Annotated in this window: 16 protein-coding genes; 10 read left to right on the forward strand and 6 right to left on the reverse strand. The window is 75.4% G+C overall.

The window, feature by feature from the left end; genetic code table 11:
- The first annotated feature begins 158 nt into the window (after positions 1 to 158).
- From OG689_RS23005 to OG689_RS23030, 6 genes are all read left to right on the forward strand, one after another.
- Positions 159 to 2522 carry a hypothetical protein gene (locus OG689_RS23005; protein ID WP_266322796.1) on the forward strand — a complete coding sequence of 788 codons (2364 nt, stop codon included), beginning with the start codon at positions 159 to 161 and terminating at the stop codon, positions 2520 to 2522.
- A gap of 206 nt (positions 2523 to 2728) precedes the next feature.
- Positions 2729 to 3418, forward strand: a complete 690-nt coding sequence (locus OG689_RS23010; RefSeq protein WP_266322797.1) for a VTT domain-containing protein — start codon at positions 2729 to 2731, stop codon at positions 3416 to 3418.
- A 117-nt stretch (positions 3419 to 3535) separates the two neighbouring features.
- Positions 3536 to 5443, forward strand: coding sequence for a threonine/serine exporter family protein (locus tag OG689_RS23015; protein WP_266322798.1), 1908 nt, complete (start codon positions 3536 to 3538; stop codon positions 5441 to 5443).
- A gap of 71 nt (positions 5444 to 5514) precedes the next feature.
- The gene (locus tag OG689_RS23020) at positions 5515 to 6636 is read left to right on the forward strand and encodes a hypothetical protein (RefSeq protein ID WP_266322799.1); all 1122 of its coding nucleotides are present in this window, start codon (positions 5515 to 5517) and stop codon (positions 6634 to 6636) included.
- Positions 6637 to 6828: 192 nt separating this feature from the next.
- Positions 6829 to 8241 carry a C40 family peptidase gene (locus OG689_RS23025; RefSeq protein WP_266322800.1) on the forward strand — a complete coding sequence of 471 codons (1413 nt, stop codon included), beginning with the start codon at positions 6829 to 6831 and terminating at the stop codon, positions 8239 to 8241.
- 135 nt (positions 8242 to 8376) lie between these two features.
- On the forward strand, positions 8377 to 9672 hold the full coding sequence (locus OG689_RS23030) for a GNAT family N-acetyltransferase (RefSeq protein ID WP_266322801.1): 1296 nt from the start codon (positions 8377 to 8379) through the stop codon (positions 9670 to 9672).
- Between the two features lie 109 nt (positions 9673 to 9781).
- Here the strand turns inward: OG689_RS23030 and OG689_RS23035 are convergent, their stop codons facing one another.
- The 3 genes from OG689_RS23035 to OG689_RS23045 form a co-directional block, all read right to left on the reverse strand.
- On the reverse strand, positions 9782 to 10585 hold the full coding sequence (locus tag OG689_RS23035; RefSeq protein ID WP_266322802.1) for a TetR family transcriptional regulator: 804 nt from the start codon (positions 10583 to 10585) through the stop codon (positions 9782 to 9784).
- Between the two features lie 201 nt (positions 10586 to 10786).
- Positions 10787 to 11356, reverse strand: a complete 570-nt coding sequence (locus OG689_RS23040; protein WP_266322803.1) for a DCC1-like thiol-disulfide oxidoreductase family protein — start codon at positions 11354 to 11356, stop codon at positions 10787 to 10789.
- A 9-nt stretch (positions 11357 to 11365) separates the two neighbouring features.
- On the reverse strand, positions 11366 to 11776 hold the full coding sequence (locus OG689_RS23045) for a hypothetical protein (RefSeq protein WP_266322804.1): 411 nt from the start codon (positions 11774 to 11776) through the stop codon (positions 11366 to 11368).
- Positions 11777 to 11873: 97 nt separating this feature from the next.
- On the opposite strand from OG689_RS23045, the gene OG689_RS23050 reads away from it, so the two are divergent.
- The gene (locus tag OG689_RS23050; RefSeq protein ID WP_266322805.1) at positions 11874 to 12422 is read left to right on the forward strand and encodes a GNAT family N-acetyltransferase; all 549 of its coding nucleotides are present in this window, start codon (positions 11874 to 11876) and stop codon (positions 12420 to 12422) included.
- 38 nt (positions 12423 to 12460) lie between these two features.
- On the opposite strand, the gene OG689_RS23055 is transcribed toward OG689_RS23050, so the two are convergent.
- Entirely contained in the window at positions 12461 to 12943 is a 483-nt protein-coding gene (locus OG689_RS23055; RefSeq protein ID WP_266322806.1) for an Appr-1-p processing protein, read from the reverse strand.
- 10 nt (positions 12944 to 12953) lie between these two features.
- Positions 12954 to 14264, reverse strand: a complete 1311-nt coding sequence (locus tag OG689_RS23060; RefSeq protein ID WP_266322807.1) for an MFS transporter — start codon at positions 14262 to 14264, stop codon at positions 12954 to 12956.
- A 112-nt stretch (positions 14265 to 14376) separates the two neighbouring features.
- Between OG689_RS23060 and OG689_RS23065 the strand changes: the two genes are divergently transcribed.
- Positions 14377 to 15351 carry a LysR family transcriptional regulator gene (locus OG689_RS23065; RefSeq protein WP_266322808.1) on the forward strand — a complete coding sequence of 325 codons (975 nt, stop codon included), beginning with the start codon at positions 14377 to 14379 and terminating at the stop codon, positions 15349 to 15351.
- A gap of 207 nt (positions 15352 to 15558) precedes the next feature.
- On the opposite strand, the gene OG689_RS23070 is transcribed toward OG689_RS23065, so the two are convergent.
- Positions 15559 to 16170 (reverse strand): YceI family protein, encoded by a 612-nt coding sequence (locus OG689_RS23070; RefSeq protein WP_266322809.1) that lies wholly within the window; start codon positions 16168 to 16170, stop codon positions 15559 to 15561.
- A 243-nt stretch (positions 16171 to 16413) separates the two neighbouring features.
- On the opposite strand from OG689_RS23070, the gene OG689_RS23075 reads away from it, so the two are divergent.
- Entirely contained in the window at positions 16414 to 19659 is a 3246-nt protein-coding gene (locus OG689_RS23075; RefSeq protein ID WP_266322810.1) for a DEAD/DEAH box helicase, read from the forward strand.
- A gap of 2 nt (positions 19660 to 19661) precedes the next feature.
- A complete protein-coding gene (locus OG689_RS23080) occupies positions 19662 to 20003 on the forward strand; it encodes a hypothetical protein (protein ID WP_266322811.1) in 342 nt (113 codons plus the stop codon).
- Positions 20004 to 20139 lie beyond the last annotated feature (136 nt).

Below are 20139 nucleotides of genomic sequence, written 5' to 3' on the forward strand. Positions count from 1 at the left end.
CCGCCGGCCCCGGCCGCGCCGGCGGAGCCGGGCCGCACACCCGTCGGCGGCGGACCGCCGCCCGCCGCCGCGTCCGCCGGCGCCGCACCCGCCCGCCGCCCGTCCGTCATCAGCGCATCCGTCAGCAGCGCACAGCACCACCCGCAGGGGGAGACCGCATGAGCACCGACATCTGGGCCTGGGTCCACGACGCCCACCAGCAGCTCGCCGAGGCCGGCCACCACCGCCTCGCCGAGGCCGTCTACGAACTCCCCGGCCACGCCAACGAGGGCCGCAACGACCAGCTGGACGCGGTGTTCCCGGAGGCGGTCGCCACCGCGCGGGCCCTCGACCTGCCCTGGGTCGAGGTCTACCTGCGGCACTGGCGGATGCAGAACCTGCTGAACAAGCGCCACCAGGGCGAGCAGGCCCTGCCCGAGGCCGTGGACCTGCTGGAGTTCGCCCACCGCGAGCAGACCGCGAGCTGCCCGCAGTCCGTCTGCGTGGTCCAGGACTTCGCCATCTGCCACGCCCGGGTCGACGGCCCAGGCTACGTACCCGAGCGGCTCGCCGTCCTCGGCGAGACCCTGGACCGGATCGAGCCTGCCCGGGCCTGCTTCGACTGCCTCTCCCGCGAGTACTCCGACGCGCTGGAGGACGACGGCCGCCCCGCCGACGCGCTCAGCCACCTCGACACCGCCGCCACCCGGATGCGGGCCGCCGGCCAGCGGCTCTCGCTGCACTTCCACCACTCCCGGGCCGGCACCCTGCACCTGCTCGGCCGGGACGAGGAGGTGCTGGCCCTGCTGGACACCGCCGAGCAGGCCGAACGCGCCCGCGGCGCCGAACTCAACGAGAGCGACCGCCGCTGGGGCGCCATGCTGCGGGCCCGCGCACTGGCCCGGCTCGGCCGCACCGAGGAGGCGCTCGCCCTGCTGCCCTCGGCCGACGAGGCCGAGCAGCACCCCGACCTGCGGCCGGCCTGGGTCGCCACGATCGAGATCCTGCACGCCACGGGTGCCCACGAGAACACCGCCGAACTCGGCGCCGCCCTGACCGGCTGGGTCGGCTACCTGGACTCCACCGGCTCCCACCGCCCCTGCGTGGACCTGCTGCTGGCGGCCGGCCGGCTCGCCCTCGCCCGCGGCGCCCGCACGGTGGCGCTGGCCCTGGCCGCCACCGGAGAGCGCAAGCTCACCCAGCTGCGCCGCACCGACGGCGTCGCCGAGCAGGTCGCCGCGCTGCGGGCGGCCGCCGAGGCGCTGCCCGAGCCGGAGCTGCCGGTGCCGCCGGGTGAGCTGATCGCCCTGCTGGCCGCCCGCCCGGAGCCCGGCGCGCCGGAGGCCGACGCCGACCTGATCGCCGCGGCCCGCAGCCGGCACCGCGGCGACCGGGCCGAGGCCACCGACCTGGTGCTGCACCTCGCCGGGCTGCTCGGCGCGCTCGGCCACACCCGGGCCGCCGCCGACCTGCTCTGGGAGCGGCTGGACCAGGACCCGGGCCACGAGGCGCTGACCGGCCTGCTCGGCGCCGTCCTGATCGACGCCGGGGACGGCGACGGGGTGCGCCGCCTCGCGGACCGCCTGATGGCCACCAGCCCCGCCGACGCGCACTGGACGCGGGCCCGCTGGGCCGCCGCCGAGAGCCGCTGGGTCGAGGTCGGCGAGCACTGCGCCGCCCTGCTGGCCGAGGAGCCGACCCGGATCAACACCCGGCGGCTGGCCGCGGCCGCCGCCACCGAGCTGGGCGACCACCCGAGGGCCCAGCGGCTGTACGAGGAGATCCTGCTGCACGCCCTGCCCGCGGAGGGGACCTCGCCGGAGGAGCAGCACCGCACCGTCCAGGAGCCCGACCTCTGGCACCTGGTCACCGCCGCGACCGCCAACCGTGACTGGGCCGCGGTCCGCGCGGCCGGCGCCCGGATCGGCATCCAGTTCGACGAGCCCGAGGGCCCGGTGGACGAGGAGTGGCAGCTCGTCACCGTCCGGGCGGCCCGGACCAACGGCGCCACCGCGGACCTGCCGGCCGTCCGTACCGGCCCGGCCACCGCCCGCCTGCTGCCGGTGCTCGGGGACGACCTGGACCTCAACCACGGCGACGTGGTGGTCTTCGCCCCCGCTCTGCTGGAGCGCCCGCCGGGGGAGGACGCGCCGCAGCAGGTCCGCGAGCGCTGGCGGCCGGTGTTCCAGCTGCTCACCCTGCTCGACCCGGCCGGCTACACCACCTGGTGGATCGACGGCGCCTGGCCCGGGGAGAAGAAGTGGGCGGCCTTCCGGCAGGAGCTGTCCGAGGCCGGGTACGCGGTGTGGGCCTACAGCTCGGACGAGTACGCCGTCACCGACCCCAAGGACGAGGACGAGATGCTGCCCGGCATCTACGCGGCCGTCGGCGTTCCGCCCACGGCCCGGGCGGCCGCGGCGGACGCCCTGCTGCAGCGGCTGACGAAGCGCTGGAAGCACCCGCTCGCCTGGCTCGACCTGGCCAAGGCGGCCGGTGCGGACACCGCCCGGCACGAGGAGACGGTCGCGCGCTACGGTCTCTGACCCCTGGGCCCTCCCGTCCCGTCAGCACCGCCCCGGTCGCTGCCCTCATCGGCAGCGGCCGGGGCGGCGTCGTCCGCGGGGGAGTCGGTGGTGGGCGGGACGGCGAGCGGTGATCTGACGGTCCGTCCCCGGCGGACGGCCCGGCGACTTGGCGAATGCTTTACTCTTTCATTGCCAAGCGTCGACCTTTCAGGAGTGCCGCCACCGTGACCAGCCTCGCCCTCGGCCCGTCCTGGCTCGACCCGACCACCCTGATCTCCGCCTTCGGCCTGATCGGGATCCTGGCGATCGTGTTCGCCGAGTCCGGCCTGCTGATCGGCTTCTTCCTGCCCGGCGACTCCCTGCTCTTCACCACCGGCATGCTGGTGGCCGGCGGCACCTACCTGCACCAGCCGCTCTGGCTGGTCTGCCTGCTCGTGGTGGCCGCCGCGGTCGCCGGCGACCAGGTCGGCTACCTCTTCGGCCGCAAGGTCGGCCCCGGCCTATTCCGCCGGCCCGACTCCCGGCTCTTCAAGCAGGAGAACGTCGAGAAGGCCGCCGCCTTCTTCGAGCGGCACGGGCCCAAGGCGATCGTGCTGGCGCGGTTCGTGCCGATCGTGCGGACCTTCACCCCGGTCGTCGCCGGGGTGAGCCGGATGAACTACCGCACCTTCGTCCTGTTCAACGTGATCGGCGGGGTGCTCTGGGGCGCGGGCGTCACCGTGCTCGGCCACTTCCTCGGCCGGATCGCCTTCGTCCGCGACAACATCGAGCCGATCCTGATCGCGATCGTGCTGCTCTCCGTGGTGCCGGTCGCGATCGAGCTGCTGCGGGCCCGGCGGGGCGCCGGCCGGGCGGACGCCGACCGTCACGCGGTCGGCGACAGCAAGGAGCCGGCCGCCGACCGCGCCCGGTAGGCCCAAGGCGCCGACCCGGCAGGCCACCACGTACATGTGCGTCCGGGAGTTCGATCGGGCAAGGTGTAACCGAAGATCGAAGGGTGGCCCGGCCACCAGGGGCGGCGAGGAGCGGAAGTGCCGAAGCGGGGCCGACCGGGCGGCGGCAAGAAGGCCAGAGGCGGCAGGGCGGCCCGGCCCGCCCGGAACACCCGTCAGGTGCACCCCTCCGACGCCCCGCCCACCGAGGGCCTGCTGGGCCACCCCACCCCGCCCGCCGACTCCGCCGCCGTGCCGCTCGCCCCGGCCGCCCCCGCCACCGAGGGCCTGCTGACCCCGTCCGTCGAGGCGCCGGCGGCCGAGTCCCGCGCCGCTCGGTCGAGTGCCGACCGGTCCCGCGCCGCCGAGCTGCGGGCCACCGGGCTGCGGACCGCCGAACTGCTGGCGGGCTCCGTCACCGCCGGTCCCGTCACCGCCCGCCCCGCCGGGACCGGCCGCGACGACCCGTCCGACGCCGCGCTGCCGCCCGGCCCGGAGGACACCCTCAGCCCCGAGGACTGGCGCGCCGCCGGCTACACCCCGCCGAACGGGATCGCCGTCCCCACCCTGAACCCCGGCGCCCCCGGCGACGCCCCCTGGCCGGACCGGATGCGCACCCTGCTGCGCACGCCCATGTCCGAGCGCCCGGCCTTCGAGCGCACCCCGCGCGAGCGGCAGTCCGAGGCGACCGCGCGCAACGTCCCGCGCATCCTCGACCTGACGCTGCGCATCGGCGAACTGCTGCTCGCCAGCGGCGAGGCGGCGGAGGACGTCGAGGCCGCCATGCTCGGCATCGCCCACGCCTACCGGCTGGACCACTGCGAGCCCCAGGTGACCTTCACCTTGATCGGGATCTCCCACCAGCCCTCTCTGGTCGAGCCCCCCGTCACCGCCGACCGGGTGGTCCGCCGCCGCACCTCCGACTACACCCGGCTCGCCGCCGTCTACAAGCTGGTGGCCGACATCACCGCCGAGCAGGTGACGGTCAACGACGCGTACCGCCGGCTCGCCGAGATCCGCCGCAACCGGCACCCGTACCCGGTCTGGCTGCTCTCGCTCACCACCGGGCTGCTGGCCGGCGCGGCCACCTTCCTGGTCGGCGGCCGACTGGACGCCAAGGCCTGGCTGGTGTTCGCCAACGCCTTCGTCGCCGCGATCCTCGGCGACCGGCTGGCCTCGCTGATCGCCCGGCGCGGACTGCCGGAGTTCTACCAGTTCGTGGTCGCCGCGATGCCGGCCGCGGTCTCCGGCATCGTGCTCTCCTTCAACGACCTCGGTCTGCGCGGGTCCGTCGTGATCACCGGCGGGCTGTTCGCGCTGCTGCCCGGCCGGGCCATGGTCGCGGCCGTCCAGGACGGCCTCACCGGCTTCTACATCACCGCGGCCGCCCGGCTGCTGGAAGTGATCTACCTGGTCGCGGGCATCGTGATCGGCGTGATGCTGATCCTCTACCTGGGCGTCGGCTTCCACGCCAAGCTCAACCCGGACGAGAGCCTGGTCGGGATCAACTACCCGCCGGTCCAGCTGATCGCCGCGATGGTGCTGACGCTGGCCTTCGCGATGCTGCTGCAGACCGCGCGCAGAAACCTTTTGCTGGTCACCCTGAACAGCGTCGTCGGCTGGTCCAGCTACGGGGTGCTGGTCTACAACGCCCAGGTTTCCCCGATCGTCGCCACCGGCGTCGCGGCCGGCCTGGTCGGCCTGTTCGGCCAGCTGATGGCCCGCTACCGGTACGCGTCGGCCCTCCCGTACGTGACGGCGGCGATCGGCCCGCTGATGCCCGGCTCGGCGATCTACCTCGGCATGCTCTCCTTCGCGCAGGGCCACTCCAGTGCCGGGTTGGTCTCGATCACCCGCGCCGCCGCGATCGCCCTCGCCCTCGCCATCGGCGTGAACCTCGGAGGTGAGATCGCGCGTCTGTTCATGAAGATCCCCGGCAGCACGGAGCCGCTGACGCTCTACCCGGCCGTCCCCCGGCGCGCCGCCAAGCGCACCCGGGGCTTCTGAACGGACGTTAGACCCGTCGGCACCGGGCGGGCGGACCATCCGGTGCGGCACCAGGAACGAAGGTACGACCCATGCACCTCGCACAGCTCAGCCTCGACTCGCTGCTGGACGGCTACCAGCAGCACATCGTCGCCGCGCACAAACAGCCGCTCTTCCTGCTGCTGGTGGGGTTCATCGTGTCCTTCGTCTGCATCCGGTTCAGCGTGCGGATGATCCGCGCCGAGGTCCGCTGGTGGCCGGGCAACATCACCCCGGGCGGCCTGCACATCCACCACATGGTGTTCGGGCTGGGGTTCCTGCTGGTCGGCGGGATCGGGGTGTTCGCCACCAACGGCGGGCACCCGTGGATCGACTGGTTCGGGCTCAGCTTCGGCATCGGCTGCGGCCTGGTGCTGGACGAGTTCGCGCTGATCCTGCACCTGGACGACGTCTACTGGAGCGAGCAGGGCCGCAAGTCGGTGGACGCGGTGATCTTCGGCATTCTGATCACCGCACTGCTGCTCACCGGGTACGTCCCGCTCGGCGTGGTGCCCAGCCAGCAGACCCGCTGGGGCCTGGTCGCGGTGATCGTGGTGAACGCGCTGGTGTCGATCGTCGCCCTGCTCAAGGGCAAGGTCTGGACCGGCCTGCTGGGCATCATGGTCCCCGGCCTGTCCTGGATCGGCGCGATCCGGCTGGCCCGCCCCAGCAGCCCCTGGGCGCGCTGGCGGTACGCCACCCGCCCCCGCCGCAGGGCGCGTGCGCTCCGGCGTGAGCGCCTGCTCCACCGGCGTGCGGACCGGGCCCGCACCTGGCTTTTCGACCTGATCGCCGGAGCACCCGACAAGGTTCCCGCCCACCACACCGCCACCCACCGGGTGGCCGAGCGGATGGCCGCCCGGGCCAGCGCCCACCTCGACGCCCACGAGGCCCGCGCCCTGGCCCGGCGCTCGGCCCGGCTCGCCGACCGGCGCTCGGGTGCGGGCGTCCGCCGGGCGCCCGCACCCGCACCGGGCGCCCCCGGCGGGTCCCTGCACGAGCAGGACGGCGAACGCCGGCAGGCCGGCCTGCGCCGCCGCACCGTCCGGGCCGGCCGCAGCCGGACGTACGCCGTCCGGCCCGGCGCGACCGACCCCACCCCGCGGCAGCCCCCGGCGGGCACCACCCCGGCCCACCGGCACCTGCGGCCGCGGACGCCCAGGGTCCGCCGGTAGCCGACCGGAGGCCGGCGGGGGCCGGCCGTGCACCGTCGCGACCGGCGTCCGATCGGATGGTCCGACATCTCACCCGGCTGCCCGGCCCGGGTCGGCCCGGGGAATCGGTGCCTTTGAGATGATCACTACGCGTGACCGAATTGTCACCGAAGAGACATCCGGCCGCTCGTCGGACGCGTGAGAAGGACACCCGTGACACGCAGACTCCTGCCGATCCTCCTGCTGGCTCTGACCTCCACCCTCGGCGCCCTCCCGGCGGCCGGCGCGGCCCCCGCGCCGGCCGCCGTACCGCACGCCCCCGGGCCGGCGGCGCCCGCCGAGCCGGGCCCGCCACCGGGCGGGCCGCACCCGGGCGAGGGCTACCCCTCCGCCGAGGAGATCGCCCGCTCCCGGGCCGACACCGACCGCCGGGCCGCCGCGAGCGCCGCCGCCGAGGCCCGGCTCACCGCCGCCCAGGGCGAAAGCGAGCAGGCCTCCCTGGCGGCCGAACGGGCGGTGGAGAACTACAACGGCGCACAGGCGAGGCTCACCCGGGCCCGGCTCGCGGAGAGCCGGGCCCTCGGGCTGGCCGCCGCCGCCGAACTCGCCCGGCACGCCGCCGCCGAGGAGGCGGCCCGGCTGGCCGCCGAGACCTACCGCCAGGGCGCCACCGCCGAACTCTCCGCGATCGACGCACTGATCGGCGCCCCCGGCCCGCGCGCGGCCGGCGCCCAGGCGGCCGTCGTCCGGGTGGTCAGCGGCAGTACCCGGCAGATCCTGGACGCCGCCACCGGCACCGCCGCCGCCGCGACCCGCGCCGGCGCCGCCGCCCGGGAGGCCACCGCCGCCGCCGAACGGGCCGCGGGCGAGGTGCGGACCGCCCGGGACCAGGCGCAGGCCCAGGTCGCGACCGGCCGGGCAAAGGTGGCCGAGATCGGCCGGCGCCGCGAACAGCTCCTCGGCGAGCTCGCTGCCGCCCGCCACACCACCGTCGAACTCGAACGCCGCCGCCGGGAGGCCCAGGAGGCGATCGCGGCCCGCGCCGCCGAGGCGGCGGCGAGGACCGCGGCCGAGGCGGCCGCGGCCGCGCAGGCGGCGACGGACAAGGCGGCAGCGGAGAAGGCAGCGATGGAGAGGGCGGCGGCGGAGAGGGCAGCGACGGAGGCCGCCGAGGCCGCCAGGGCGGCGGCCGACCAGTCCGCCCAGGAGCAGCCCGCCGGACCACCCGCCGCGCCGCCGGACGGCCCCGGCGTGTGGTCGGCACAGGGAGCGGAGGCCGCGATCGCCTTCGCCCGCTCCAAGATCGGCCTGCCGTACATCTGGGGCGGCGAGGGCCCGGACGGCTACGACTGCTCGGGGCTGACCATGATGGCCTGGCGCACCGGCGGCCGGCGGATCACCCACTTCGCCGCCGACCAGTACGCCGAGTCCACCCCCGTGACGTACCGCCAGCTCCGCCCGGGCGACCTGGTCTTCTGGAGCGACACCGGCCGCGCCGCCGACATCCACCACGTCGGCCTCTACATCGGCGACGACAAGATGATCGAGGCACCCCGCGCCGGCATGCCGATCAAGCAGGCCAGCCTCTGGATCATGGGCACGCCCGACTTCTACGCCCGGCCCTGAGGGGCGGCGGCCCCGATCGGCCGGACCTCCGGTCGCCCGTGGACGCGGGCTTCCCGCCCGACCACGGCCTCCCGGTGCGCCCCGCCGGGCCGAAAATCGGGTGCCCGGGCCGGCGGCCGGTCGTACGGTGGGGCGATGGGCGACAACGGACACGGCGGGACCCGCGATCCGGGTCGGGGCCGGCAGGACGACAGCACCGAGATCCGGGCGATCACCGAGGACGACATCCCCGGCTGGGACCGCGCGCTCGCGGTCGGCTTCCTCCGGCCGCACGCCGGGGAGGCCACCGAGTACCGGCGGCTCAGCTTCGAGCCCGGGCGCTCGCTCGGCGCCTACGACGGCGAACGCTGCGTCGGGACGTTCCGCAGCTTCGACACCGAGCTGACCGTCCCCGGCGGCGCGACCGTCCGGGCGGACGCGATCACCTCCGTGACCGTGAGCTCCACCCACCGCCGGCGCGGCCTGCTGCGCGCCATGATGACCCGCGACCTGGCCGCCGCGCACGAGCGCGGGAACCCGGTCGCCATCCTGATCGCCGCCGAGTACAACATCTACGGCCGGTACGGCTTCGGGCCCGCCACCGTCGCCCACGGCTGGAACATCGACCTGCTGCGGGCCGGCGGCCTGCGCCGGGGGCTGCCGACCGTGCCCGGCGGCCGGGTCGACTTCGCCACCATGGCCGAGGTGCGCAAGGTGGGCCCCGAGTTCCACGAGCGCTGGCGGCGCACCCAGCCCGGCGCCATCACCCGCACCGAGACCGGCTGGCGGGTCCGCACCGGGGACGTCAAGGCCCCCGGCCCCGAGTGGCAGGAGCCCTTCGTGGCCCTGCACCGGGACGCCACCGGCACCGTCACCGGCCTGGTCGCCTACAAGGTGGACGACAACTGGGACGGCAGCTACCCCGACTGCACCCTCACCGTCCTCGACCTGCAGGCCCAGGACATGCCCACCGCCGTCGAGCTGTGGCGTCTGCTCTTCTCCGTCGACTGGGTGCGCAAGGTCGTCGTCGAGAACCTCGCCCCCGACGACCCGCTGCCGTTGCTGCTCACCGAGCCGCGCGCCGCCACCCCGTACGCCGACAACTCCGACTTCACCTGGCTGCGGGTGCTCGACGCCGAGGCGGCCTTCGCCGCCCGCAGCTACGGCGCGCCCGGCCGGATCGTGCTGGACGTCACCGACCCGCTCGGGTACGCGGACGGCCGCTGGGCCGTCGAGGCCGCCGCCGACGGCACCGGCCGCTGCACGGCGACCACCGACGAGCCCGACCTCGCACTCGGCGTCGGCCCGCTCGGTTCGCTCTACCTGGGCGGTGAGAGCGTCGCGCGGCTGGCCGCCGCCGCCCTGGTCACCGAGCTGCGCCCGGGCGCCGTCGCCCAGGCCGACCTGCTGCTGCGGACGCCGGCCCGGCCGTGGAACCCGGACGGCTTCTGACGGTCCGTCCGTCCGTCCGGTCCCCGGTCGTGCGACGAGCCCCTGCCCTCCCGGGGCGGGGGCTCGCGGACGTCGCCGCGGTCGTCCGGGGTGCCGGTCGCGGCTCCGCTCAGCCGGCCTGGGTCCGCCCGATGGTCGGCAGGATGAAGTCCTGGATCAGGCCCTTGGCGTCGCGGACGATCGGCCGGAAGACCCGGTAACGCGACAGGTTGATGACCCGCGCGGCCATCGGGGTGGAGCGCCGGACGAACTCCCTGGTCCGCTCGGTGTCCGGGGTGCGGTCGAAGACCCAGTACAGGACGACGACCATGAGGTGCAGCCAGAGCAGGTCGGGCAGCAGCTCGGCGAGTTCGGCGTCCAGCTTGGGCGCCAGCTCGGAGCCGGTCAGCACCTCGCGGAACAGCTCGACCGCGGTCGCCCGGGCCGGGTGCGACTCGTTCGAGAACGGGCTGAGCGAGCTGGTCGGGTCGGCGGCCGTCCGGAAGAACTGCGAGGCGAACTCGTGGTACTCCGCTGCGCAGTCGAGCCAGGAGGTCAGCGCGATCTCCAGGCGCTCCGCGAAGTCCTTGCTGCCGGCCATCCGGGCCCGGGCGTCGGCCGCGTGCTGGTACGTCATCTGGTCGTAGAACCCCTGAATCAGGAATTCCTTCGACGCGAAGTAGTAGTAGGCGTTGCCGACCGACACCCCGGCGTCGGCGGCGATGGCCCGCATGGTGGTCTTGTCGTAGCCGCGTTCCTTGAAGAGGCGCATCGCGGTCTCCAGGATCAGAGCCCTGGTCTGCTCGCTCTTCCCGGTCTTCGGGAGCGCCCGGCCGCCGGGCAGTTCCGGGGCCACCGGAGTGCGCTCGTCCTTCGGGCTGTCGCTGTCCTTGGGCTCGTCCACGCTGGCCGAGCCTACCGGGGTGTCAGTCACGGCTCACGGCTCCTGTCGGAGTGGCGGCCCGGCCGGCCCCGCCTGCCGGGGCGGACCGCCGGACCGCCGTACCGGATCCGCCGAGGTCACCGGCGCTCCGCCCGAGGGCGTCGGGTGGTCCGCCTCCGTCGCCGCCCCGGTGCTGCCGGTCGGTGTTGTCCACGCCGTTCGTCGGTGTCACGTCGTCCACGGTGGTCGAGCCTAGCCCGACCTGGCGCAGGCGCCGTCGCCGCAGCGGGGCGGCTGGTCCGCCAGGAGCGCCCCCGGCCAGGTCGTCGCCCAGGCGCTGTCGTCCGTCCGGGCCGCGCCGACCGGGTCGGCCGGTGATCCGCTCGCCCAGGTGCTGTCGTCGGTCCGTGCCGTACCGGATGCCCCCTCCGCACCCGGTCCGGCACGGTCCGCTCCCGTGGCCGCGCGGTACCTGCCGGCGGCGAACGCCGCCGCTCTGGCCAGCGGGAGGCCGGCCGGAGTACTGAGCCGTCGGGCGAGCGGCCGGTGTGCGGCCAGTGCCCAGAGGCAGGTGACGAAGGCCTGCGGCCCCCGCCAGACCTCCCCGGTGTCGGCGACCACGGTGATCTCGCCGAGGCTGGCGTCGTGGTCGAGGTCCGGGTACCGCTCGCGGGCCTCGGCGGAGGCGACCGCGACGAAGTCCAGCGGTACCAGCTGGGGCTGGTCGTGCAGCCAGGCCGTGAGGCGGCGGCAGAGCGGGCAGCCGGGGTCGTGCAGCACGGTGATCCGGGTGACCGGCGGGGCGTCCGCCGCGGTGTGCACCGGCGGGCCTCAGGCCTGGGCCGGGCGCGGCGCGAGGAAGCCCTGCGGCGCGACCGGCGGGCGCTGCCCGCGCTCCAGGGTGCCGCGGCGGCGGATCCGGTTGAGCACGTAGACGTTGGCGAGGTGCATGAAGCCGAGGACCAGCAGCACGGTGCCGAGTTTGACGGACATCGCATCGAAGACGCCCTGGGTGCCGGTGATCTTGTCGTCGGTCTTCATCCACAGGGCCACGAAGCCGAGGTTGAGCAGGTAGAAGCCGACCAGCAGCAGGTGGTTCACCGCGTCGGCGAGCTTCTCGTCGCCGGCGAAGACGTCGGCCAGGAAGATCTTGCCGTTGGTCGAGAGCGTGCGGGCCACCCAGACCGTGAGTCCGGTGGCGATCGGCAGGTAGACGGCGTAGCTGACCACTGTGAAGTCCATCGGGACCACCCTTTTCGAACGCGTTCAAAACCTTGTGGAGATGACTGTAGCGAGAGTTTTGAACACGTTCAAGCGGTTGCTGTGGGAGGCTCGCCCCATGACGAAGCGGAGCGGCCAGGACGTGACGATCAGAGTCGGGAGCATCGACGACGCCGAGGACGTCGCGGCCCTGCACGCCGAAAGCTGGCGGACCGCCTACGCGGGGATCGTGCCCGACCGGGCCCTCGGCGACGGACTGGCCGCCGAGCGCGGCGAACTCTGGACGCTCCGCCTGGGCGTCGACTACGGCGAACCCGCCAACACCCCCGAGCTGCTGATCGCCGAGACCGCGGGGGAGACCGTCGGCTTCGCCTACCTCGTCCCGCAGCCCGACGGCCGGATCCTGCTCGACAACCTGCACGTCCGCCCCGGCCGTACCGGCGGGGGCACCGGCGGGATGCTGATGCGCGCCGCCCTCGCCCATGTCGCGCGGCGGCACCCGGGCGCCGACCTCTACCTGGAGGTGCTGCGCGACAACACCCGGGCGGTCGCCTTCTACGAGCGGGAGGGCGGCCGGCGGACCGGCGCCCGGCAGGGGTTCTTCCCAGGCGGCTTCACCCTGCCCGAGTACGAGTACACCTGGGCGGCCCAGGGCGCCCGGAGCTGAGGCCGCCCCGCCGCGACGCCCGGGGAGGCGTGGCGCCGTCAGTCGTGGTCGTACACCGTGACCGGCACCCCGGCGGAGGTCAGCCGCGCGAGGACCAACGGCTCGACCAGCTCCCAGCGTCCGCCCGCCAGGCCGCAGCCGATCCTCGGCATGTGGACGGAGGCGCCGAGCGCCAGCGCCCGCGGCGCGAGCCGGGCGAGCGCGGCGTCGATCGCCGGGTAGCGGACCGGGACGCCCTGGGAGCGGCTGGTCCGGATCCCGCGCTGGCCGACCATGTTCGCCACGTGGACCAGGCGCTCCACCTGCACCACCTGCACGGCGCCCAGGCCGAAGTCGTTGGCGGCGCGCTCGCGGTGCCAGCGACGGAACGCCGCCTCCGGCTCCGGCCAGCGTCGGGAGAGTGCCAGGACGAATCCCTTGCCCCAGCCGCCCAGGTCGTTGCAGACGTGGGCGATCACCTTCACGCCCTTGCCCTGCGGGGCGGTGGCATCGCCGCGGACGTAGTCGATGGTCGCCGTCATGGCGGAGAGGTTAGCGGTCGGCACCGACAGGGTGCCCGGCCATGTCCGCGCCCGGCCCGGTCTCCGGCCCGGCGCCCGCTCCTGACCCCGCCTCCGACGCGGTCACCGGCGTGGCCGCGGCCGGCCTCCGCCCCAGAGCGCGGCGCCCGGCCAGCGCGATCAGCAGGGCCAGGACGGCGGCGCCCGCGGTCAGCTGGTAGCCGGCCCCCGGGCCCGCGTGCTGGGCGATGACGCCGCCGGCCGCCGCGCCGGCCGAGATGCCGGCCAGCAGCGCGGAGACCGCCACCGACATGCCCTCGTTGAGCTGCCGTCGCGGCAGCAGCTCCTGGACCACGGTCATCCCGGTCACCATGGTCGGAGCGGTGCCCGTGCCGGCCACGAACAGCGCGACGGCGAGCACACCGAGTCCGGCCCCGGCCAGCGCCGCGGTGAGCGGGAGCAGCAGGAGCAGCGCCATCGCCGCCGCCCCGAACAGGAAGCGGACGGCGGGTGCCCGGCGCGGGCGGACCAGCCCGAAGACCAGCCCGGCGACGCAGGAGCCGGCCGCGACCAGGCCCAGCAGCGGGCCCGCCAGCGACTTCTGGCCGAGCGCGTCGGCGTACGCGAGGGTCGTGACCTCCATCGACCCGAACACGGCGCCGGTGGCGAGGAAGGTCAGCGCCATCACCCGCAGGCCGGGCCGGCGCAGCGGCGATCCCGGGCGGCGGCCGTCGGGTGCGGGTGGCTGCACGGGGGGTTCGGTGCGGCGCTGGGCGGCGAACAGCAGGGCGCCGGCGGCGCCGAGCGTCCCGGCGGTGATCAGGCCGGCTTCGGGGAACAGTGAGGTGCAGAGCAGTATCGCCAGGACCGGGGCGGCCATGAAGCAGGCCTCGTCCAGGGCCTGTTCCAGCGCGTTGGCCACGTGGCGGGCCTCGGGGTCGGCCCGGAACAGGTGCGCCCAGCGGGCGCGGGCCATGCCGCCGAGGTTCGGGTTGAAGGAGCATCCGATCCAGCAGGCGTAGAGCGTCCAGTCCGGCGCCCCGAGGTGCACGCAGAGCAGCAGCCCGGCGAGCGGCACCGCGCCGCCGAGGACGGCGGGGACGGTGGCCCGGGCCTGGCCGTAGCGGTCCACCAGCCGTCCGACCAGCGGGAGGCCGACCGCCGCGGTGACCAGGCCGGCCGCCGAGACGGTGCCGGCCAGCGCGTAGGAGTCGCGCCGGGCGGCGATCATCGCCACGGTGGAGACGCCCGTCATGGACAGGGCGAGCCGGCCGAGCAGTCCGGTCAGGGTGAAGGCGAGGGCGCCGGGGGCGGCGAGGATGCGGCGGTACGAGGCGAACACGGGTCTCCAGGGCGGGGGTTCGGCGGATGCCTCCAGCCTCGTGGGGGAGCGGCCGATCGGTCCAACACCTGTTTCGCCTTATTGACAACGGACTGTTGTTAATATCGCCGCCATGCCCCGTGACCTGCACCCCCGCCTGCTGCGCGGCTTCGTCGCCACCGCCGAGACCCTGCATTTCGGCCGCGCCGCCGAGCGGCTGCACATCGCCCAGCAGGCCCTCAGCCGGGACATCAAGGCGCTCGAACGGGCCCTCGGCGGCGCCCTGTTCACCCGCACCACCCGCAGTGTCGAGCTCACCCCGGCCGGTGCCCGGCTGCTGCCGCGCGCCCGCCGACTGCTGCTCCTGCACGACGAGATCCTCGCGACCACGGTGGGATCCGGGCACCGACCGCTGCTGCTGGACCTCAACAGCGATGTGACCGGCGACGACCTCACCGCGGGCCGCCTGCTCGCGCACGTCCGGGAGGCCTGGCCCGAGGGTGAGCTGCTGGCCCGGTTCCACGGCGGACTCGCCGCCGCCGCGGCCGAGCTGCTCGCCCATCGGCTGGACGTCTCGATGGGGCGTTTCGCCGGCCTGCCCGCCGGTCAGCGGGCCCAACTGGTGCATGTGCCCGTCCGGTTGGAGCAGATGGCGGTGATGATGACCGGCCGGCACCCGCTGGCGGGGCGCACCGAACTGCCGCTCGCCGAACTGGCCGGACACCCGGTGGACATCTGCGCGGGCAACCCGGCGACCACCGAATGGACCGACCTCGGGGCCCGGCTCCTCGGCGAGCACGGACTGGTGGCGGCGGAGCCGCACGTGGCCCCGGTCGGGGTGGACGAGACCGCCCGCTATCTCGCCCGGCACGGCGAGCCGATGCTGACCACCACCGGCGGCCCGCGGATCCCCGGCGCGGTCACCCTGCCCTTGGTGCGGCCGGTGCCGCTGAGCCTGATCGGGCTGGTGCACCGGCCCGAGCCGCGCCACCCCGGGCTGGACGCGCTGATCGCTGCGGCCGCCGAGCTCGGTGGCGGGGAAGGCTGGTTGCGACGCTCGGCGGGCAGCTGGCTGCCGGCGGCGGACGCCGCCCTGCTGGCCGGCTGACCGGAGGGGCGGTGGCCGGCGGGCGGGCATGGCGCCGCCCCTGCCGTCGGGGGGCGGCAGGGGCGGAGAGGGGGCGCGGTCGAGCCGGGAGGCCCCGGCGGGCGGGGCGGGCCCGGATCGACGGGCGGGGCCGGCTCCGGTGGGTCGGGCCCGCGGCGGCCCGGGCCGGGCCGCCGTCGGGTGGGCCGGCTCCGGGGCCGACGGGGTTCAGGCCGCCTTGACCGCCGAGATGTCGAAGTTGAGCTTGACCTTCTCGCCGATCAGCACGCCGCCGGTCTCCAGCGCGGCGTTGTAGCTGAGGCCCCAGTCGGTGCGGTCGATGGTGGCGGCGCCCTCGAAGCCGACCCGCTCGGCGCCGTAGGCGTCGGTGGCGCTGCCCGTGTACTCCAGGTCGAGGACGACCGGACGGGTGGTGCCCTTGATGGTCAGGTCACCGATCATGCGGTAGCTGTCGTCGCGCAGCCGCTCGGCCGAGGTGCTGCGGAAGGTGATCTCGGGGTGGGCCTCGGCGGCGAAGAAGTCCCCGGTGCGCAGGTGCTCGTCGCGCTGGGCCTGCTTGGTGTCGATGCTGGCGACCTTGATCACGATCTCGGCGGAGGAGTTGCCGGGGTTGCTGCCGTCCAGGTGGAGCTTGCCGTCGTACTCGGTGAACGCGCCGCGGACGTTGGTGACCATCGCGTGGCGTACGGAGAAGCCGACCTGGCTGTGCGTGGTGTCGATGGCCCAGTCGCCGGTCAGGTGACCCAGGCCGGGGCCGGCCGGGGCCTCCACGACGGCGGTGGCGGTGTCGGCGGTCTTGGTGCGGTTGAACAGGCCCATGGCTCCTCCTTCGGTTCGAAGCCTTTTGTTTAGGCTTCAACTTGATGGCTCCACCATACACCGCTTCGTTCAAAGTTCAACCATGCGGCGCGCCGGATTCTTGGAAGTGGGGGTGGGGGCAGGTCGGGGCCGGTGTCATTGCCCCCCGGGTGGAGATCGCTCGTCCGTTCGAATGTCCGCCGGTGCCGATACGCTTCGAGGACCGTCGACCGAAGCCGTCACCGCAGACCGGAAGGCCCGCCCATGTACGCCCTGCACGCGCTCTGGCGGGCGGACGGGCGGCTGGCCCTCTGGGCCGAGGACGCCCGGGCCCACCCCGCCGAGCCGGCACCGGCCGGGCCCGACGGCCCGGTGCGGGCCGGCCGGGCCCACCCGTACGCCTGCCCCGCCTCCGCCGTGGCGGGCCTGCTGACCGGCATCGGCCCCGGGCTCGGCTGGCTCGCCGACCAGGCCCCCGAGCGCTGGGCCACGCTGCGGCTGCCCACCTTCGGCGGTCTACCCACGCCCTCCCCCGAACTTCCGGTACCGCCGAGCCGGGGCGGCAGCTCGCTCACCCCCTGGCGGGTGCCGGCCCTGCTCTTCGACCCCGCCGCCGCGGCCCAGTTGCTCGGTGAACTCTTCGACCCCCGTTGGGCCGTGACCACCGCCGAACTGCCCGGGGCCGGGCGCGTCGAGGTCACCCACGGCGCCTCGCTGCGCTGGCTGACCGGCGTGCACGACCTCGCCTGGCGGCTGGTCCACCGCGGCCGCACCCGGCCCCTGCCCACGGTCGAGGGCGGTGAGCCGTACGCGCGCTGGCACCCGGCCCTGGACGAGGACGGGCGGCGCGAGGCCACCGAGCTGGCGGCCGGCTGCCCGCCGGTCTGCCGCGGCGAGTGGCCCGGCCCGGCGGCCGGGCGGGGCGGCGCCGACCTGGTCGCCGAGCTGCTGGAGGTGATGGTCGACGCCGAGGCCCGGGCCGTGCTCGCCGACGGCCCCCCGCTGCTGCGGACCGGCCCCCGCGCTCCCGGGGGTTCCGCCGGCCCCGGGGCCGGCACGGCCGCCGAGCGCTGGCTCGCGGCGCTCACCACCACCGACGGCCGGATCGAGCCCCGCCGGAGCGACAGGACCGGCGGAGGTGACGGGAGCGGCGGGAGCGACAGCGGCACGGCCGACGCCGGGCCCGGCCCGGACGAGCCCGCCGAGTTCGCCGCCCTGGCACAGCGCCTCGCCGCCTGGTATGCGGGCCCGGCGCCCACCGACGCCCCGCTCCGGCTCTGCTTCCGGCTGCTGGAACCCTCCGGTCCCGACCCCGACGACCCGGAGGGGCGCCCCTCCGACGACCACTGGCAGCTGGAGTTCCTGCTCCAGGCCGCCGACGAGCCCTCCCTGCTGGTCCCGGCCGCCGACCTGAGGTTCGGCAGCGCCGCCCTGGCCGCCTTCGCCCGCCGGACGGACGACCCGCTGGACGCCTACAGCGCCGAACTCGACCGCGCCGCCCTGCACTGGCCCGTGCTGCGCGAGGCCCGGCGGGCCCTGCACCCGACCGCCCTGCCGCTGGACCGGGCCGGCGCCCTCGACTTCCTCCGCACCGCCGCGCCCGAACTCACCGCGGCCGGCTTCGGCGTCCTGCTCCCCACCTGGTGGCGCCACCGCCCCACGCTCGGGTTCGCCCTGGAGGTGCGCACCCCTGCCGCCGGCATCGTGGAGAGCACCGGGCAGATCGACCGGGACGCCGTGGTGGCCTTCCGCTGGCAGGCCGCCCTCGGCGACCTCACCCTCAGCCAGGAGGAACTGGCCGAACTGGCCGAGGCCAAACAGGGCCTGGTCCGGATCCGGGGCCGGTGGATCGAGGCCGACGCCGGGCAGATCGCCGCCGCGCTGGCCTTCCTCACCCGCCACCAGGAGGGCGCGATGCCCACCGCCCAGGTGCTCCGGACGGCGCTCGACCCCGGCGCGAGCATCGTGGGGCTGCCCGTGACGGCCGTCCACGCGGACGGGCCGCTCGGCGACCTGCTGGCCGGCCGGGCCGTCGCCCGGGCGCCCGGAGCCGTGCTCCCCGAGGACTTCCGGGCCACCCTGCGCCCCTACCAGGAGAGGGGTATGGCCTGGCTGCGGTCGCTGGCCGGCCTCGGCCTCGGCGCGGTGCTCGCCGACGACATGGGCCTCGGCAAGACCGTGCAGACCCTCGCCCTGCTGGCCGTCGAACGGGCCGAGGGCGTCACCGGGCCCACCCTGCTGGTCTGCCCGATGTCCCTGGTCGGCAACTGGCAGCGGGAGGCCGAGCGGTTCGCGCCGGCCCTCGGGCTGTACGTCCACCACGGCGCCGGGCGGCCCACCGGGGACGAGCTGCGCGCGGCCGTCCGCGGCGCCGACCTGGTGATCACCACCTACGGGCTGGTGCAGCGCGACGCCCGGGCCCTGGCCGCCGTCCGCTGGCGCCGGATCGTCGCCGACGAGGCGCAGTCCATCAAGAACTCGGCCACCGCCCAGGCCAGGGCGATCCGCTCGCTTCCGGTGAGCACCCAGCGGATCGCGCTCACCGGCACCCCGGTGGAGAACCGGCTGGCCGAGCTGCACGCCGTCCTGGACTTCGCCAACCCGGGCCTGTTCGGCTCCGCCGCCGGCTTCAAGGAGCTGTACGCGATCCCGGTGGAGCAGCACGGCAGCGCCGCGGTGGCGGCCGAACTGCAGCGGCTCACCGCGCCGTTCGTGCTGCGCAGACTGAAGAGCGATCCGGCGATCGCCGTCGAACTGCCCGCGAAGCAGGAGATGACGGTCTGGTGCAACCTCACCACCGAACAGGCCGGCCTCTACCAGGCGGTGGTTGCCGAGCTGCTGCACCGGGTCGAGGGCATCCGCGGCGTCGAGCGGCGCGGCACCGTGCTGGCGGCCATCGGGAGGCTCAAGCAGGTCTGCAACCATCCGGCCCAACTCCTGCACGATGATTCGGCGTTGGCCGACCGCTCGGGCAAGGTGGCCCGGCTGGTGGAGATCCTCGCGGCGGCCGCCGCGGAGGGCGACCGGACGCTCGTATTCACCCAGTACGCGGAGTTCGGCCGGCTGCTCCAGCCGTACCTGGCCGAGCGGCTCGGCCAGGAGGTGCTGCACCTGCACGGTGGCGTGCCCAAGCGCCGGCGGGAGGAGCTGGTGGCCCGGTTCCAAACACCGGACGGCCCCGGGGTCTTCCTGCTCTCGCTCCGGGCCGGCGGCTCCGGGCTCAACCTGACCGCCGCCAACCAGGTGATCCACCTGGACCGCTGGTGGAACCCGGCGGTCGAGGAGCAGGCCACCGACCGGGCGTTCCGGATCGGCCAGCGCCGGGACGTCCAGGTCCGCCGGCTGGTCTGTGTCGGCACCGTCGAGGAGCGTATCGCCGAGATGATCGAGTCCAAGCGGGCCCTCGCCGAAGCCGTGGTCGGCGCCGGCGAGCACTGGCTGACCGAGCTGCCGGCCGACGAACTGCGCGCCCTGGTGGCCCTGTCCGCCGACGCGGTGGGGGAGGAGTAGCGATGCCGGTGCCCACGCCCGTACCCGCACCGCAGGACCCGGCGCTCCCCGGGGACGTCCCCGACGCCGCGGTCGCCGTCGAGGGGTCCGCCGGCCTGCTGGGGCCCGGCGGCGGCCGTGGGCCGGATCCGGCGGCCGGGCCCGGGGAGCGGCCGCTCACCGACTGCCTGGCGGACTACTGGCAGGGCGACTTCACCCTTCGCGACACCCCCGACGACGGCCCGGAGGCCGCCGCCACCGCTGCCGCCACCGCCCGGGCCGGGCTCGGACCGTCCGGCATCACCGTGCGCGGGCGCGACCTGGCCACCCTGCTCGACCCGGCGTACCGGGCCTTCACCTCCTGAGGCCGCCGGTCGCCGCACGCCGTCCGTGGGCCTCTCCGGAAGAAATCCCGCACGGATGTCACGTTCCGCGGGGCTGTCCGGTCCTCCCTGTGGAGAGCGTGGCCGGCCGGGCCACGCAGGAGCACAGGAGGCCACC

Source organism: Kitasatospora sp. NBC_00240 (assembly GCF_026342405.1).
In the GTDB taxonomy this organism is placed as follows: domain Bacteria; phylum Actinomycetota; class Actinomycetes; order Streptomycetales; family Streptomycetaceae; genus Kitasatospora.